At 68.9% G+C, this 15,551-nt stretch carries 15 protein-coding genes; 7 read left to right on the top strand and 8 right to left on the bottom strand.

The genetic code is table 11. From position 1 onward, the window contains the following. The first annotated feature begins 3 nt into the window (after nucleotides 1–3). Nucleotides 4–804: a Rossmann-fold NAD(P)-binding domain-containing protein gene (locus AC30PD_RS19760; protein ID WP_489537395.1), complete on the top strand. Its 801-nt coding sequence runs from the start codon at nucleotides 4–6 to the stop codon at nucleotides 802–804. Here AC30PD_RS19760 and AC30PD_RS19755 read toward each other — a convergent pair. Genes AC30PD_RS19755 through AC30PD_RS19740 form a run of 4 tightly spaced genes read right to left on the bottom strand, consistent with a single transcriptional unit; the run spans nucleotide 779 to nucleotide 5,528 of the window. Continuing rightward, complete coding sequence (locus tag AC30PD_RS19755; RefSeq protein ID WP_489537394.1) at nucleotides 779–2,104, bottom strand: biosynthetic peptidoglycan transglycosylase; 1,326 nt, start codon at nucleotides 2,102–2,104, stop codon at nucleotides 779–781. The two genes, AC30PD_RS19760 and AC30PD_RS19755, sit on opposite strands and share 26 nt — an antisense overlap. Then, on the bottom strand, nucleotides 2,071–2,625 hold the full coding sequence (locus tag AC30PD_RS19750) for a hypothetical protein (protein WP_489537393.1): 555 nt from the start codon (nucleotides 2,623–2,625) through the stop codon (nucleotides 2,071–2,073). The genes AC30PD_RS19755 and AC30PD_RS19750 overlap by 34 nt, the downstream gene beginning before the upstream one ends. Continuing rightward, nucleotides 2,612–3,466 carry an exosortase Q gene (gene xrtQ / locus AC30PD_RS19745; RefSeq protein ID WP_489537392.1) on the bottom strand — a complete coding sequence of 285 codons (855 nt, stop codon included), beginning with the start codon at nucleotides 3,464–3,466 and terminating at the stop codon, nucleotides 2,612–2,614. Before xrtQ ends, AC30PD_RS19750 begins: the two co-directional genes overlap by 14 nt. 10 nt (nucleotides 3,467–3,476) lie before the next feature. Further along, entirely contained in the window at nucleotides 3,477–5,528 is a 2,052-nt protein-coding gene (locus AC30PD_RS19740; protein ID WP_489537391.1) for a VIT and vWA domain-containing protein, read from the bottom strand. Between the two features lie 160 nt (nucleotides 5,529–5,688). Between AC30PD_RS19740 and AC30PD_RS19735 the strand changes: the two genes are divergently transcribed. From AC30PD_RS19735 to AC30PD_RS19720, 4 genes are read left to right on the top strand one after another with little or no spacing between them, the layout of a single operon-like run. Continuing rightward, a complete protein-coding gene (locus AC30PD_RS19735; RefSeq protein ID WP_489537390.1) occupies nucleotides 5,689–5,940 on the top strand; it encodes a hypothetical protein in 252 nt (83 codons plus the stop codon). A gap of 53 nt (nucleotides 5,941–5,993) precedes the next feature. Next, the gene (locus AC30PD_RS19730; protein WP_489537389.1) at nucleotides 5,994–6,260 is read left to right on the top strand and encodes a DUF2164 domain-containing protein; all 267 of its coding nucleotides are present in this window, start codon (nucleotides 5,994–5,996) and stop codon (nucleotides 6,258–6,260) included. Next, nucleotides 6,241–7,101: an N-formylglutamate amidohydrolase gene (locus AC30PD_RS19725; protein WP_489537388.1), complete on the top strand. Its 861-nt coding sequence runs from the start codon at nucleotides 6,241–6,243 to the stop codon at nucleotides 7,099–7,101. The genes AC30PD_RS19730 and AC30PD_RS19725 overlap by 20 nt, the downstream gene beginning before the upstream one ends. Continuing rightward, complete coding sequence (locus AC30PD_RS19720) at nucleotides 7,094–7,666, top strand: hypothetical protein (RefSeq protein WP_489537387.1); 573 nt, start codon at nucleotides 7,094–7,096, stop codon at nucleotides 7,664–7,666. Before AC30PD_RS19725 ends, AC30PD_RS19720 begins: the two co-directional genes overlap by 8 nt. A 7-nt stretch (nucleotides 7,667–7,673) precedes the next feature. On the opposite strand, the gene creC is transcribed toward AC30PD_RS19720, so the two are convergent. The 3 genes from creC to cysK form a co-directional block, all read right to left on the bottom strand. Beyond that, entirely contained in the window at nucleotides 7,674–9,131 is a 1,458-nt protein-coding gene (creC, locus tag AC30PD_RS19715) for a two-component system sensor histidine kinase CreC (protein WP_489537386.1), read from the bottom strand. Then, nucleotides 9,128–9,847 (bottom strand): two-component system response regulator CreB, encoded by a 720-nt coding sequence (creB, locus tag AC30PD_RS19710; RefSeq protein WP_489537385.1) that lies wholly within the window; start codon nucleotides 9,845–9,847, stop codon nucleotides 9,128–9,130. The genes creC and creB overlap by 4 nt, the downstream gene beginning before the upstream one ends. 103 nt (nucleotides 9,848–9,950) lie before the next feature. Beyond that, nucleotides 9,951–10,871, bottom strand: a complete 921-nt coding sequence (gene cysK, locus AC30PD_RS19705; RefSeq protein WP_489537384.1) for a cysteine synthase A — start codon at nucleotides 10,869–10,871, stop codon at nucleotides 9,951–9,953. An 89-nt stretch (nucleotides 10,872–10,960) separates the two neighbouring features. Here cysK and hemE point away from each other — a divergent pair, with 89 nt between their 5' ends. Both hemE and AC30PD_RS19695 read left to right on the top strand, forming a co-directional pair. Then, complete coding sequence (hemE, locus tag AC30PD_RS19700; RefSeq protein ID WP_489537383.1) at nucleotides 10,961–12,052, top strand: uroporphyrinogen decarboxylase; 1,092 nt, start codon at nucleotides 10,961–10,963, stop codon at nucleotides 12,050–12,052. Between the two features lie 374 nt (nucleotides 12,053–12,426). Beyond that, nucleotides 12,427–14,493: a primosomal protein N' gene (locus tag AC30PD_RS19695; protein ID WP_489537382.1), complete on the top strand. Its 2,067-nt coding sequence runs from the start codon at nucleotides 12,427–12,429 to the stop codon at nucleotides 14,491–14,493. Nucleotides 14,494–14,507: 14 nt separating this feature from the next. On the opposite strand, the gene AC30PD_RS19690 is transcribed toward AC30PD_RS19695, so the two are convergent. Continuing rightward, nucleotides 14,508–15,269, bottom strand: a complete 762-nt coding sequence (locus AC30PD_RS19690) for a YecA/YgfB family protein (RefSeq protein WP_489537381.1) — start codon at nucleotides 15,267–15,269, stop codon at nucleotides 14,508–14,510. Between the last annotated feature and the right edge of the window lie 282 nt (nucleotides 15,270–15,551).

Here is a 15,551-nt window from a genome sequence, read left to right as displayed (position 1 = left end):
GCCATGAGTCTGGTTCAGGAAGCACTGCGCGGCGGCCACGCGCGCCCGCCGGCCGCGCCGAAGCGGCCTTCCGCCCTGGTGGTCGGTGGCGCCGGCACGCTGGGCGCCGCCGTGCTCGAGCGGCTGCTCGCCGGGCGCCAGTTCTCGCACGTGCGGGTGCTGGTCACCCAGAATTTTCATGCGGCCATGCACGGCCTCGAGCCGCTCGTGGTCGCACCGTCGGACATCGATCAACCGCCCACCGCGCCACTCGGCGCCGACACCGCGCTCGTGGTCTTCGACCGCACCCGCCGCGCCAACGGCCGTGAAGACGCGTTCGTGAAGCCGCAGCCCGACGCGCTCGCGGCCCTGGCCCGCTGGCTGTTCGCCGGCGGCGTGCGCCGGCTGGTCGTGGTCTTGCCACACAGCATGGCGAGCCTGCCGCAGGCGTTGAAATCGGGCCTGGCCGGGCTCGACGAACACGCCGTCACCACGCTCGGCTTCGAGCACGTGGTCTTCGTGCGGCCGGCGCAAACGCCGAACGACGCCCCCGCGGCGAGCGGCCTGCAGCGGCTGGCCGACGGTGTGATCGCCCAGCTGCGTTTCATGGTGCCGCAGGCCGAGCAGCCGGTGCGCGTGCAGAAGGTCGCCGCCTTCGTGACCGAACTCGTGGCGCGCCTGCCGGCCAGCACACCGGGCACGCGCGTGGCACCGCCCGAACTGGTGTGGCTCGCGGCCCAGGCGCGCCTGCCCGGCGACCTGGTGCAAGCCTGGCTCGACGGGCGCGAGCTGCCACCGGTCAGCGCGCCGCGAATGCGTTTGTAGCGGGCGGCGCCCAGTCGGCGAGCTGCTCCTGCAAGGCCTCGCGGCGGGCCTGCGCCATCGGGCGCATGGCGTCGATGACGTCGCCGACACGCGCCTTGTCGATGCTGCCGCTCGCGGCGGCGCGCGCGAGTTCGGCTTGCGGGTTGCGCAACAGGCTGGCGAGCCAGGCCGCTTCGATCGGCGTCAATGCCGACGCGCGCTTGCCCAGCAACTGCAACGATGCCGCCTGGGCACCGCAGTGCCCGCCGCCCCAGGGCGCGACTGTGAGGTAGAGCTGCAGCACACGCGCCTTGCCGAGCACCCGGTCCATCTCGACCGCGTAGAGCGCTTCGCGCAGCTTGCGCACGGCGCTGCGTTCGTCGCCGGTGTAGAGCAGCTTGGCGAGTTGCTGCGACAGCGTGCTGGCGCCGCGCGGTCGCAGGTTCGCCTCGGCGCCCGAGCGCCAGGCCGCGCGCATCTCGGCCAGGTCGAGGCCCGCGTGTTCGTGAAAGCGCTGGTCTTCGGCCGCGACCACGGCGCGTGGCAGCCACACGCCGAACGGCGCAGCGGCGTCGGCACGGCGCGTCGGCCGCGCACAGTCGAGCACGGGCGTGGCACCGATCAGCGCTTCGGTGCCGAGGCCGTCGACGCTGAAACCTTCGATGCGTGGTTGCACCCGCCACACGCGCGAGGGCAGCGCGAGGCTCAATTCGGCGCCGGCGCGGCCTTCGATGCGGGCGCGCGCCAGCTCGGGAATCGCCGCGCCGACAACGGCATAGAAGTCGGCGATAGGCGCATCGGGCACCTGCACGCGCAAGTCGACACCGCGTCGGTCGATCTGCAGCTTCCAGCTGGCCCGCACCGCGCCGGCGACGATCTCGCCGTGCAGGTGGTTCTGGCCGACGCGCGTGAGGCTCAGCTCGGTGCGCTGCAGCCGCAACGGCGCCTTGCCGAGCACGGCCGCGTGCGGCGTGCAGGGGTCGCACACGACGCGGATCGAGTTTTCGTCGGCGCCCTGCTGAAAGTGCAGTCTGCCGTGCGCTGTCTGCATCGTGCGGCCGGCCAGGGCGCGCAAGCCGAGCGGGTGTGTCGCCAGCCGCAGCACCGCGGGCACGCTCAATTCCACACGCCACGGGCCGACGGGCACGGCCTGCGACCACTCGCCCGGCACGGCGCGCAGGCTCGCGAACAACATGGCCGCGCTGGCGGCCACGGTGCACAGCACAGCGAGCACGATGATGCCGAACGCGACCAGCGTGCGCTTCACCCAGAGCGGCCACGCGCGCTTCACAGCGGCCTCGCTGTCGTGATCGCGAGCCACGGCCCGCTCGAACGACCGAGCTGCGCGGCCCAGTACCAGCTCGAGGTGTCGGTGAACGACGCGCCGTTGGCATCGACGATGCGCTCGCAGACGCGGGTCTTCACGCCGCCACGTTCGGCAACGAAGCAGCGCCACAGCAGCGCTTCGGCATCGCGCTCCAGGCGTGCTTGTTCGATGCGATAGCCCAGGCCGCGGTAACAGTCGGCGGCCGGGTGCAGCATGCGCGTGGGCGCGCTCACGTCGCGCAGCACCAGCCCTTGTTCACCGTCGGTCAGGCGCGTGATGCGGCCAGGGAATTGCGAGGCAAAGCGCTGTTCGACCGCGCTCAGCGCGAGCGGCCGCAGCGCGCGCCCCTGCCAGACCCGAGGCGTTTCAGCAAAGGCGGCCGACGTGCCCGACGAAGCCTGCACAGCGCCCGGCCGAAGCAGCGGCAGCAGTGCACACGCCACCAACACCCCGAGCAGAGCGGCCTTCCACACCACGACGCCAGCGCGCTCGTTCACGCCATCAGCGATGCGCATGGCGGCCCCCCTGCACGACCCGCGCGACCGCTGCGCAAACGAGCGCCAGCACCACCAGGCCGATGGCTTCGTGCCAGACAGCAGGCACGTTCGCCTGGCGCGCTTCGAGCACGACGAGCAGGCTGTTGCGCAGCACGTTGCCGGCCAGCACGATGGCGCCGACGAAGGCCAGGCGTTTTGCGAAACGGCGGTTGTCGAGCCCGCACCACCAGGCCACGGTGCAGGCACAGAAGTAGGCCATCCACACCATCTGCACGCCCGAGCAGGGTGCGTCGACGATCACGAGCCGGCCTTCGACCAGCATCGCGGTGCCGCTGCGTTCGGCCACCATCCCCAGCGCCTGCAAACCCCAGGTGCTCAGCTGGGCCGTGACGACCCGCAGCGGAAAGCCCGCATAGAACTGCAAGGACGAGACCACCGGCAGCGCCAGCACCGCGAGCCCGGCCAGCGGCAGCAAGGGTGTGCCGTTCGGTGCGAAGGCACACAGGCCGGCCACGAGCGCGAGCACCGCGACACACGCGGCCAGCAAAGGCGGCGCGAACATCGCCGCCAGCGTGGCGAGCAGCGTGCCGATCATGGCCAGAACCAGCCACGTCCGCGATGGCGCGCTGCGCAAACCGGGCGCGAGCCGCCACAGCGCGAGGCCGAGCACGGCGATTGCCACCAGACCGAGCGGGTCGTCAGACCCGTCGGCGAGCCGCGCCGCGGCCCAGCGCCAGTGCGGCCACAAGGCCACCGCCTGCAGGCCGAGCCACGCGATCGGCGGCACGCGGTCGCACGCGGCCAACCAGCGCCCGGGGGCGCTCGTTGGCAACGCAGCGTGTTGCATCGAGATGTTCACGCTGCACCTTTCAACGATTGCGGTTGCGGCGGCGGTTCGAGACCACCGTGGCACCGACGATGCCGAGCACCACCAGCAGCGCGAACCACGCGCCCGGCTCGGGCGTGCTCGGCACTTCGGCACCGACCGCGAGTTCGCTCACGCCTTGTGGCAGCGGCGAAGGCTGGAGCGCGGTGGGCGCCAGCGCCGGGTTCGGGTTGCGCACGACGTGGTCGACGGCGATGAAGCTCGTGTACTGCGTGAGCAGGCTGTACTTCAGGCCGAGGTCGGTGATCGCGCCTTTCTGCGCGCTGCCGCCTTCGAGCGCTTCCTGATCCGAGAGCGCGGCGATGCGCTGGCGCGCCCACAGGTGGCGCAGCGCCGACGACGTGCGGTCTTCGCGGCCGGTGGCGTTCACTTCGGCGCTGAACGGGCCTTCGGCGCTGCGGCCTTCGACGAGCATGCGGGCGTTGCCAGCCGCCTCACCGCGCCACTTGCCGAACACCACGACCGGGCGGCCACCGAGCACGTCGGGCAACTGCTGCGGCTCCACGTCGTAGACGTCCAGGCCCTGGAAGCGCGCGGTCACGTTCGTCAGCACCGGCGCTTCAATGATCTTGCGCAGGCGCTCGGCTTGCGCTGCCGCTTCGGCCGGCTTCGTGACGACGAAGGCTTCGCCCTGGCCGGCGCGCGCGATGCCTTCGATCAGGTGCCGGTTTACGCTGCTGCCGATGCCGAACGCGAACACGTTCTGCTGGTTCAGGTGTTTGCGGATCAGCTGAAACACCTCGGCCTCGACGCTCACGTAGCCGTCGGTGACGACGATCACGCTGCGCGACACGTCGGGCGTCTTGGGCAAGGCGGCGATGCGCTTGAGCGCCGGCACGATCTCGGTGCTGCCGCTGCCGCCCATCTCGCGGATCGTCTGCAGCGCACGTTCGATGTTGGCGCGCGTGGCCGGCACCGAAGTGGGCGAGAGCATCCGGTTGCTGCCCGAGAACAGCATCACGTTGAAGGTGTCGCTCGGGCGCAGGCCGCTGATCAGGTTGGCCAGCAGCACTTTCGAGGTCTCGAGCGGGTAACCGTGCATCGAGCCCGAGATGTCGACGACGAAGACGTAGTCGCGCGGGTTGATCTGCCGCACCGGCACGGCCTGGGGCGGCTCGACCATCGCGAGAAAGAAGTTCTCGCTCTCGCCGCGGAACAGCATCAGGCCGCTTTCGATGCGGTCACCGGCCAGGCGGTAGTGCAGGATGAAGTCGCGGTCGTTGCCCGCCGTGCTGGCGGCCTTCAGCGCCACGCTGGCGTGGGCCGTGCCGTCACCGGTCACTTCGATCGCGTGCGACGACGAGGCGATCTCGCGCAGAGCCAGCGGCGTGTCGAGCGTGACCTTGATGTCGAAGCTGGCATTCGATGCCTCACCGCTGCGCAGGTAAGGCGTGGCGATCCACTTCTCGCCCACGGCGGCGCCTTGCGGCGAGTTGTAGCGCGGGCCCACGACCGTGGGGAACACGAAGCCGTAGCGCGCGTCGGTGGGCGTGAGCAGCTCGGTGTAGTGCAGTTCGACCGCCACCTCGTCACCGGGCAGGATGTTGGCCACGTTCATCTCGAACACGTTCGGGCGGTGCTGCTCCAGCAACGCGCTGGTCTTGCCTTCTTTCTTCGCGGTTTCGTACTCGACGCGCGCCTGCTGCTTTTCGCGAATGCGCGCGGTGAGCAGCCGGTCGCCCAGCCGCACGTTCATCGCGTGCACGGCCGATTGCGTGGAGCCGGGGAACACGTAACGCGCTTCGATGGCGCGCTGGCCTTCGTTGCGGTAGGTCTGGGTGACGGTCACGTCGGCGATCACGCCGGCGATGCGCACGTCCACGCGCGTGGCCTTCAGCGGCAGCCGGTCGGTGCCGGGCTCGCTGCTGTTGACGGCGAAGTACGGGCTCTCGGCCCGGCGCGCTTCGGAGTCGTCGGCATGGGCCGGGGGCGACCAGGCCACCAGCAGCAGCGCAGCGAAAACCGACACCGCGACACACAAGAGCACACGCCCGCTGCGTGTGAGCGGGCGCACCGGGCAAAAGAACAGGGGCATGGGGTTTCTCCTTGGGGCAGTGGCCACCGGAGCGGTGGCCATGCGGCAAGGATCGGCGGGGCCTGCGAAGCCAGTTCGAAGCCGGCGGCGCCCTGAGTGAAGGGATTGTGAAGTCGGCGCGAAGTGGGGAAGATGGCGGCGCCACTTTCAGGAGACTGCCATGCCCCGTTCACTGCCCCGTCTTTCCGTCGCCGCCACGTTGATTGCGCTCGCAACCGCAGCGGTGTTCATTCCTGCCGCACGCTCGCAGATGCAGGTCACGCCCAGCCTGCTGCCGATCGGCGTGGCGTCCAGCGGCAACGGCAGCATGGTGTGGTTCCACGAACCGGCCAGCGGCAAGGTGGTCGCCTGCCAGGCGAGCGGCGGCGCGGCCATGAGCGGTGTGCAATGCGCCGTCGGCAAGCTGCCCTGAGCACGCGGCGGGCCGCCGTAAGATGAGCGCTTGCCCGACCGGAAAACACCCTCATGAGCATCGAGCTGAACAAGGACGCCCGCCAACAGGCGGTGCAGTCGATCGAGCGCTACTTTCTCGACAACATGGACGAGAAGATCGGCAACATCCAGGCCGCCGCGCTGCTCAACTTCTTCGTCGAAGAGATCGGGCCCAGCATCTACAACCAGGCCGTGCTCGAAGTGCAGGAACGGCTGCAGACGCGCATCATGGAGCTCGACATCGAAGTCCACGAAGACGAGTTCGGCTACTGGAAGAAGCATGACAAGAAGCGCCGTTGAGGTTCACGGCCCGGCCGTGCCGCGCATGCCGCTGGTGCTCGACTCGCCGCATTCGGGTTTCATCTTTCCGCCCGACATGCAGGCCACTGTCAGCGAGTTCGACCTGCGCGACGGCGAAGACTGTTTCATCGACGAGCTCTACCTGCCCGCCACCGAGCGCGGCGTGGCGCTGATCGCAGCACAGTTCCCGCGAACCTACATCGACCCGAACCGGCACGCCGGCGACATCGACCTGGCCCTGCTCGAAGGTGGCCATTGGCCGCACGAGCACGTGCCCAGCGGCAAGGCCGAGCTCGGCAAGGCGCTGATCTGGCGCACGCTCGACGACGGCCGCGCGATCTACGCGCGCCGCATGTCGGTGGCCGAGACCGAAGCGCGCATCGCGCACTACCACGCGCCCTACCAACGCACGCTGCAGCAGTGGGTCACTGCCACGCACGAACGTTTCGGGGTGAGCTATCACATCAACTGCCATTCGATGAACGCGGTGGCCGGCACGCAGGGCGAAGGTGGCGCCGGCAGCGAGCGTGCGGACTTCGTGCTCGGTGACCGCGACGGCACGACCTGTGCGCCCGCCTTCACCCACTTCGTGCGCGAGGCGCTCACCGGCATGGGTTACCACGTGAAGGTCAACGACCCGTACAAGGGCGTCGAGCTGGTGCGGGCGTATTCGAACCCGGCTTCGGGTCGGCACAGCCTGCAGCTCGAAATCAACAAGCGCCTGTACATGAACGAGGCCACTCGCTCGAAACACGACGGGTTCGTGCCGCTGCAGAAGAACCTGCTGACGCTGGTCGATGCCGTGCTGGCATATGCTGCGCGCGAGGTGCGGCGTGGCTGACGGCGCCGACGCAGCACGCCGCCACTTCGCCGCGCGTGGCAAGACGGTGCTGACCTTCCTCGGTTATTCGGGCTCGGGCTACGAAGACGAGGCGGTGATGATCGCCCACGCCGTGCTCGTGCTGAACGAGATGGACCCGGCCACCACGATCGTCAACATCGGCGGCACACCCGACGGCATCGGCGCGGTCTACCCGCTGGCGCAACGGCTGGGCTTCGAGACCACCGGCATCGTCTCGACCCAGGCGCGCGCGAACGGCGTGCAGATGTCGGCTTTCGTCGACACGGTGTTCGAGGTGCACGACGACAGCTGGGGCGGCTTCGTCCGGGGCACGACCCGGCTCTCGCCGACTTCGCAGGCAATGGTCGACTGCAGCGACCAGCTGGTCGCGATCGGTGGCGGCGAGGTGGCACGCGACGAGTTGCTGGTGGCCCAGCAACTCGGCAAGCCCACCCGGTTCATCGTGGCCGACATGAACCACGCGGCGGCACGCGCGAAGGCGGTGAAGGCCGGCCTGCCGATGCCAACCGACTTCAGCGGCCCGGCCGCAGCGGCCCTGCGCTGAGCTTCATTCACACGCCCGGTGCGGCGCGCGGCAGCGACAGCGTGGCCACCGCACCGCCGCCTTCGGGCGCGTTCTTCAGCGTCACACGCCCGTGGTGCAGCTCGGCGATCTCTTTCACGAACGGCAGCCCGAGGCCGGTGCTCTTCTTGCGTGAATGGGGCCGCGCCAGCGAATAGAACTTCTCGAACACTTTGTCTTCGGCGTAGTCGGGAATGCCGGGGCCGTGGTCGCGCACGCTCAGGTCGACGCTGCGCGCGTCGACACGCAGCGTCAGGTCGATCTTGCCGTTGGCCGGCGAAAAATCGAGCGCGTTGTCGATCAGGTTGGCCAGGGCGCGGCGCAGCAGAAAGGCGTCGCCTTCGACGTTCGCGTCGTCACCCGCGAGCAGCTCCACGGCCACGCCGCGCGCTGCGCCCGTGGCCCGCGCGCTGATCGCCAGTTCTTCGAGCAGGGGCCGCAACGCGATCACGGCCGTTTCGTCGAGGCTGCGGCGCGACTCGAGCGCGGTGAGCTCCATCATGCGGTCGACCAGTTCCTGGATGCGCTGCGTCTCGCGCACGATGTTGGCGCTGAAGCGCGCGCGGTCGGCGTCGGCCATCGCCGGCTCCTGCAGCAGCTCGGCCGCGCCGCGGATCGCCGAGAGCGGGCTCTTCACTTCGTGCGTCAGCGTCTGCACGTAGTCGGCCACGTAGTTGCGGCCGGCCAGCGCGTCGCGCATCTCGTCGTAGGCCGCGCCGATCGCGCCGAGCGCGCGCCGGCCCAGGCGCGGCAGGCTGAACGAGCGCTGTGCGCGCACGTAGCGCACGTAGTCGGCGATCACGCCGAACGGGCGCACCAGCCACACCGACAGGATGACCGCGAGCAGCAACACCGCCACCACCGACGTCGCGCCGACCAGGAGCGTCTTGCGCCGCGCCGCTTCGACGAACTGGCCGAAGCTCTGCACCGGCTTGCCGACGCTCACCGCACCGATGATGCGGTCGCCGCCGCTGGCCATGTCGCGCACGGGCGCGGCCACGAACATCACCGAGGTCTTGGGGTCGCCGTCGACATCGCGGCTGGTGCGGGCGCCGTACTCGCCCTGCAGCGCGAGGTGGATGTCGTGCCACTGCGAGTGGTCGGCGCCGACATGCCGGTTCATCGAATCGAACACGACGCGGCCGCTCCGGTCGACGACCGTGAGGCGCAGTTCGACGCGGGTCTTCTCGAAGCCGAAGATGTCGGCGGTGAAGCGGCGGGCGTAGAGCGACTGGAACAGCGGGCCGAGGTTGTCGGTCTGCAAGGCGCCGTCGTGCGACGCGCCTTCGACCAGCACCGCGAGCAGTTGCGCGGTCTCGACGAGCGACTCTTCGGCCGACTCGCGGTAGCGCGGGTCGATGTCGCCGAGCTGGCGGTACATCAGCGCGCCCACGCCGAGCGCGTAGGCAAGCAAAATGCCGATGAAGATGCGGGTGCGCTTGCTCAAGCGGGCGAAGGCAGAGTTCCGGGCAGATCTTCAGCCAGCGCATAGCCGCTGCCACGGTGCGTGCGGATCGGTTCCAGCGCCGGCGCGACGAGCTTCATCTTGGCGCGCAAGGTCTTCACGTGCGCGTCGACCGTGCGGTCGAGGCTTTCGGTGGCGTCGCCCCACACCCGGTCGAGCAGCGCATCGCGCGAGAACACGTGGCCGGGCCGCGAGGCCAGCGTCTGAAGCAGGCCGAATTCGTAGCGCGAGAGTTCGAGCGCGCGGCCGTAGAAGCGGATCTGGCGCCGGCCTTCGTCGACGTGGACCGGCGGCGCGGCGGCCGCCACAGGGGCCGCGGCGGCAGGCGCCGGCTTGTTGGCGCGCCGCAGGATGCCGCGCACGCGCGCCACCAGTTCGCGCGGCGAAAACGGCTTGGCGATGTAGTCGTCGGCGCCCAGTTCGAGGCCGACCACACGGTCGATCTCGTCGCTGCGCGCAGTGAGAAACACCACCGGCACGTCGCTGCTCGCGCGCAAGCGCTTGAACACCTCGAAGCCGCTGGTGTCGGGCAGGCCGACGTCGAGGATCACCAGCGCCGGCGGCTGTGCGCGGGCCGCGGCCAGCGCTTCTTCGCCAGTGGCACAGCACAGCGGCTCGAAACCTTCGGTGCGCAACGCGTATTGCAGCGTGTCGGCGATGCCCGGCTCGTCTTCGACGATCAGGATCCGCGGCTTCATGACAGCCCCTCGTTCGGCGCGTACGCCGCCCGATCCCCCGAGGGGATCTCGCCCGCCTTGGGGCGGCCCGGCGCCGGGCTCGTCGCGTCTGCCAAGTCGTCTCTCACTCGGTGGGCAGGAAACCTTCGATCGAAAGATAGCGTTCGCCGGTGTCGTAGTTGAACCCGAGCACCGTGGCGCCCTTCTCCAGATCGGGCAGCTTCTGCGCGATGGCGGCCAACGTGGCACCCGAAGAAATGCCGACGAGGATGCCTTCTTCTCGCGCACAACGCCGCGCCATCTCGCGCGCCGCTTCGGCTTCGACCTGGATCACGCCGTCGAGCAGTTCGGTGCGCAGGTTCTTCGGAATGAAGCCGGCGCCGATGCCCTGAATCGGGTGCGGGCTGGGCGCGCCGCCGCTGATCACCGGCGAGGCGGTGGGCTCGACGGCGAACACCTTGAGCTTCGGCCACATCGCCTTCAAGACCTGTGCGCAGCCGCTCAGGTGGCCGCCGGTGCCCACGCCGGTGATCAGGGCGTCGATGCCGCTCGGGAAGTCGGCCGCGATCTCCTGCGCGGTGGTGCGCACGTGCACGTCGATGTTGGCCTGGTTCTCGAACTGCTGCGGCATCCACGAGTTCGGCGTTTCGGCGACGAGCTCCATCGCCCGGGCGATCGAGCCTTTCATGCCTTTTTCGCGCGGGGTGAGCACGAAGCTTGCGCCGTAGGCGAGCATCAGGCGGCGCCGCTCCACGCTCATGCTGTCGGGCATCACGAGCACGAGCTTGTAGCCCTTCACGGCGGCCACCATCGCCAGGCCCACGCCGGTGTTGCCCGAAGTCGGCTCGATGATCGTGCCGCCCGGCTTCAAGGCGCCCGACACTTCGGCCGCTTCAATCATCGACAGCGCGATCCGGTCCTTGATCGAACCACCCGGGTTCGATCGCTCGCTCTTCACGTACACGCTGTGGCTGTTGCCGAACAGGCGGTTGATGCGAACGTGCGGCGTGTTGCCGATGGTGGCGAGGATGTCTTGAGCGAGCATGGTGGCCTCCTTGGTGGAGCGCCGATTATCGGCGCCGGCATGGGGGAAGCGCTGAAGCGGTGACCCCACCGCCTTTGCGACAATGCCGCATGTACGCACCGCTCCAGAACGACAGCTTCCTGCGCGCCTGTCTGCGCCAACCCACCGCTCACACCCCCGTCTGGCTGATGCGCCAGGCCGGGCGCTACCTGCCCGAGTACCGCGCCACGCGCGCGAAGGCCGGCAGTTTCATGGGGCTGGCGACCAACACCGACTACGCCACCGAGGTGACGCTGCAGCCGCTCGAGCGTTACGCGCTCGACGCCGCCATTCTGTTCAGCGACATCCTGACCGTGCCCGACGCGATGGGCCTGGGCCTCTCGTTCGCGCTCGGCGAAGGCCCGAAGTTCGCGCACCCCGTGCGCGACGAAGCCGCGGTCGCGAAACTCGAAGTGCCCGACATGGACAAGCTGCGCTACGTGTTCGATGCCGTCACGTCGATCCGCCGCGCGCTGAACGGCCGCGTGCCGCTGATCGGTTTTTCGGGCAGCCCCTGGACGCTTTCCTGCTACATGGTCGAAGGCGCGGGTTCCGACGACTACCGGCTCGTCAAGACCATGCTCTACAGCCGGCCCGACCTGATGCACCGCATGCTCGCAGTCAACGCCGACGCGGTGGCGCTGTACCTGAACACGCAGATCGAAGCCGGCGCGCAGGCCGTGATGATCTTCGACAGCTGGGGCGGCGTGCTGGCCGACGGCGCATTCCAGGAATTCAGCCTGGCCTACACGAAGCGGGTGCTGCATCAGCTCAAGCGCGAGCAAGATGGCCAGCGCATTCCGCACATCGTGTTCACCAAGGGCGGCGGGCTGTGGCTCGATGAAATCGCCGACCTGAACCCCGACGTGGTGGGCCTGGACTGGACCATGAACCTCGGCAAGGCGCGCGCGATGGTCGGGAACCGCGTGGCGCTGCAAGGCAACATCGACCCCAACGTGCTGTTCGCCGGGCCGGAGCAGATTCGCGCCGAAGTGACCCGCACGCTCGAGAGCTTCGGCGCGCCAGTGAATGCCGACGGCAGCGTCGCCGGCCACGTGTTCAACCTCGGGCACGGCATCAGCCAGCACACACCGCCCGAAAACGTGTCGGTGCTCGTCGACACGGTGCACGAGGTCTCGCGACGGCTGCGCCGCAGTGCTTGAGACGCGTCACCCCCGCCGGAATTCGACAACCTGCCAACATCGTTATTTCGCAGGTAAGTGAGCGCTCAGGGCTTGACTTATCCCCAAAATCTGACCTCGCGGCTCGCGTGGTGACGGCTGTTGCGATGCAGCATGCGGTTTTCACCAAGCAGCGCCAAGTTGTTGATTTCATTGAGGGTCGGCGGGTGCCCCGAAAGCGGGCAATCTTTTGGGATCCCAAGCGCAGCAAGCGTTTGCGGCCATTCAGGTCGAGTTACGCACAAAGTTATCCACAGAATGGGTGGAGAGTTTCAAAAGCCTTTCAAAATCATCGACTTACGGGCTGTCTTTGCAGGAACTTTTAGCTTTGAGCCATAACTGTTCTTTCCCGCGCAATGGCTGAACTCATTCGGCTGCGGGTGGCGGTCGATGCGCCGCAGCACACCGGCCTGATCGGGCCGCTTGACTACACCAGTGAGCACACGCTCTCACCGGGAACATTGGTGAGCGTGCCCTTCGGTCGGCGAGAGGTGCCGGGCTTGGTGTGGTCTGGGGTGCCCGGCGACACCGCCGTCGACGAATTGAAGGCGATTTCACACGCGCTGCCAGCGTTACCGCCGCTCAACGCAACCTGGCTGGAGCTGGTCGAATTTGCGTCCGCTTATTACCAGCGCAGCGTGGGCGAAGTGGCGTTGTCCGTGCTGCCGCCAGAGCTGCGCAAGCTCGACGACGCGCAGCTCGCCAACCGTGTCAAGAAGTTGAACAAAGCGCTCGCGGCACGCCCGGCCGGCCCCGCCGCGACCGAAGCACCGGCGCTGAACGAAGCACAGGCCGAGGCGCTCGCATGGATCGCCGCGGCTGACGGCGCCAACACCGTGCTGCTGCACGGGGTGACCGGCAGCGGCAAGACCGAGGTCTATCTCGGTGCGGCAGCGCGTGCATTGGCCGCCGGCCGCCAGGCGCTGGTGCTGGTGCCCGAGATCAACCTCACGCCGCAGCTTGAAGCGCGCTTCACCGAACGATTTGCCGGCCGCCACATCGTCTCTCTGCACAGCGGCCTGACGCCGGCGCAGCGCCTGCGCAGCTGGCTCGCGGCGCACCTTGGACTGGCCGATCTGGTGCTGGGCACGCGGCTGGCCGTGTTCGCTTCGATGCCACGGCTCGGCCTGATCGTGGTCGACGAAGAACACGACCCCTCGTACAAGCAGCAGGAAGGTGCGCGCTATTCGGCACGTGATCTGGCGGTGTACCGGGGCAAGCTCGAATCGGCCACCGTGCTGCTCGGTTCGGCCACCCCGTCGCTCGAAACCTGGCAGCGTGCGAACGAAGGCCGCTACCAGCGCCTGGCCCTGCCGGCGCGCATTGGCGGTGGCAGCTTCCCGGCCGTGCGGCTGGTCGACATGAACCAGTTGCCCAAGACCAAGGGCGTGACCACGGCCTTGTCAGCGCCGCTGCTGGCCGCGCTGCAGCAACGCATCGACCGCGGCGAACAGAGCCTCGTGTTCCTGAACCGGCGTGGTTATGCACCGGTGTTGCACTGCGCCGATTGCGGCTGGAAGAGCGGCTGCCCGCATTGCAGTGCCTGGCGCGTGTTCCACAAGCTCGACCGCACGCTGCGCTGCCACCATTGCGGCCTCACCGAGCGGGTGCCGCGCGCCTGCCCCGAGTGCGGCAACCTCGACATCGCGCCGCTTGGCCGTGGCACCGAGCGGCTCGAAGAACAGCTGGCGCAGACGCTGCTCGGCAGTGACGGCCAACCGGCGCGCATCGCCCGCATCGACGCAGACAGCACCCGGCTCAAGGGCGCGCTCGAAGCACAGCTCGGCGCCGTGCATGCGGGCGACGTGGACGTGCTGGTCGGCACGCAGATGGTGACCAAGGGCCACGACTTCCGGCGCATCACGCTCGTGGCTGCGGTGAACCCCGACGGCGCGCTGTTCAGCAGCGACTTTCGCGCGCCAGAGCGTTTGTTTGCGCTGCTGATGCAGGCGGCCGGCCGGGCCGGGCGCGATGCGGAACAAGCCGCGCGCAGCGAGATGTGGGTGCAGACCTGGCACCCGCAGCATGCGCTCTACGCGGCCTTGCGCCGACACGACTTCGAGGCCTTCGCAGCGAGCCAGCTGAAGGAACGCGAGATGGCCGGCCTGCCGCCTTACGCGCATCTCGCGATCCTGCGCGCCGATGCCCGCACGCCCGAAGCGGCACGCGCATTCCTGCAGGCGGCCGCCGAGCTGGCGGTGTCAATACCCGGGCATGAGGCGGTGATGATGTACCCGCCGGTGCCGCTCGGCGTGGCACGCGTGGCCAACGTCGAACGCATGCAGATGCTGGTGGAATCGGCCTCGCGTGTCGCTCTGCAGCGTTTCCTGGCGTTGTGGCTGGCGGCGCTGCACGACACGCGGCAGGCGCGCACCGCCAAGGTCTTGCGCTGGGCTGTGGACGTGGACCCGCTCTCGATCTGAGAGGTCGGGCCGGTTCAGCGACGACGTGGCGGCGGCGAGCGCCGCGGCCGGCCCGCATCGCCTTGCGGGCCAGGCAGAGGACGCGAGATGTCGGCCAGCAGCAGCGTCGCCTGCACCAGCCCTTCGACCGCTTCGCTCAGGTCGGCCGGCGGCTCCAGAGAGTCGATCTCGGCGAGCAACTCTTCGGCGTCTTCCAGGTCGTCGGGCGCGAGGTGGCGGTACAGCAGCGCGAGTGGTTCGGTGAGCGCCTTGGCGTCGCCCGCCATCAAACCCGGAAAGTGCTCCAGGGCAGACGCGAAACCGGCGACCCACGGGTAGACCGCGTCGGTGTCGCCGGGGGCAGCGTCGTCGAAGCCATCATCACGAGCGTCGTCATCGGAGTCGCGCCCTTCTTCGTCGAGCTCGAACACCCACGGGTCGAACCACTGGCGGCGGTCGATCGCGTCGTTCAACTCGGCGTGGCGGCGCAGCACCAGTGGGTGCAGGCGGCTCGTGTCGAAACGCGGCGGCAGGGCGCGGCCATCCACGTCGGTGACGAAAGGCAGCCAGCGCGACACTGGCACCCGGTCGGGCTGCAGGAGCACGCCGCACAGGAACCCGTCGAGCATGCTCACGTCGAGCGCCTCCAGCGGCGCCGGCACGCGGTCGAGCAAGGCCTGCAGTTCTTCGAGCTCGGCTTCCGTGATTGGCTGTACCGGTGCAGCCGGCCCGCCGGGGCCGCGCGCTGGCGGGCGATGGGGCGGGCGATTCGGCGGGCGGCGTGGGGGTGCGGGCATGCCGGCATTGTGGCGCCATGGCACAACCCGCACCGAGCTTGAATCAATGGTGAATCTTTGTGACCCGCACGCCCGCTTCCTTCAAAGTGGGGATGGTGCGCACGGCGGCGCGCCCATAGAGTCACGTCATTGCTGTCACACGCGGCCGCGCAAGCGGTCACGAACGCAAGGTCTTCAACGCTCGGCGAAGAACATCACCCCGAACAGAGCGCAGACCGCACCAGTCCCAACGACGTCCTTTCGAGGACTTGCAAAGCCCACCTGCTCAGGCCGGTGGGCTTT

This window comes from Rhizobacter sp., from assembly GCF_032229685.1.
Taxonomy (GTDB): domain Bacteria; phylum Pseudomonadota; class Gammaproteobacteria; order Burkholderiales; family Burkholderiaceae_C; genus LMDS01.
This window is presented reverse-complemented; position numbering and strand designations above follow the sequence as displayed.

Excerpts from the sequence above, each read along its gene's own strand:
- AC30PD_RS19760 (WP_489537395.1), top strand. The coding sequence starts at position 4 with ATGAGTCTGGTTCAGGAAGCACTGCGCGGCGGCCACGCGCGCCCGCCG.
- AC30PD_RS19750 (WP_489537393.1), bottom strand. The coding sequence starts at position 2,625 with ATGCGCATCGCTGATGGCGTGAACGAGCGCGCTGGCGTCGTGGTGTGG.
- AC30PD_RS19740 (WP_489537391.1), bottom strand. The coding sequence starts at position 5,528 with ATGCCCCTGTTCTTTTGCCCGGTGCGCCCGCTCACACGCAGCGGGCGT.
- AC30PD_RS19735 (WP_489537390.1), top strand. The coding sequence starts at position 5,689 with ATGCCCCGTTCACTGCCCCGTCTTTCCGTCGCCGCCACGTTGATTGCG.
- AC30PD_RS19730 (WP_489537389.1), top strand. The coding sequence starts at position 5,994 with ATGAGCATCGAGCTGAACAAGGACGCCCGCCAACAGGCGGTGCAGTCG.
- AC30PD_RS19725 (WP_489537388.1), top strand. The coding sequence starts at position 6,241 with ATGACAAGAAGCGCCGTTGAGGTTCACGGCCCGGCCGTGCCGCGCATG.
- creB (WP_489537385.1), bottom strand. The coding sequence starts at position 9,847 with ATGAAGCCGCGGATCCTGATCGTCGAAGACGAGCCGGGCATCGCCGAC.
- cysK (WP_489537384.1), bottom strand. The coding sequence starts at position 10,871 with ATGCTCGCTCAAGACATCCTCGCCACCATCGGCAACACGCCGCACGTT.
- hemE (WP_489537383.1), top strand. The coding sequence starts at position 10,961 with ATGTACGCACCGCTCCAGAACGACAGCTTCCTGCGCGCCTGTCTGCGC.
- AC30PD_RS19695 (WP_489537382.1), top strand. The coding sequence starts at position 12,427 with ATGGCTGAACTCATTCGGCTGCGGGTGGCGGTCGATGCGCCGCAGCAC.
- AC30PD_RS19690 (WP_489537381.1), bottom strand. The coding sequence starts at position 15,269 with ATGCCCGCACCCCCACGCCGCCCGCCGAATCGCCCGCCCCATCGCCCG.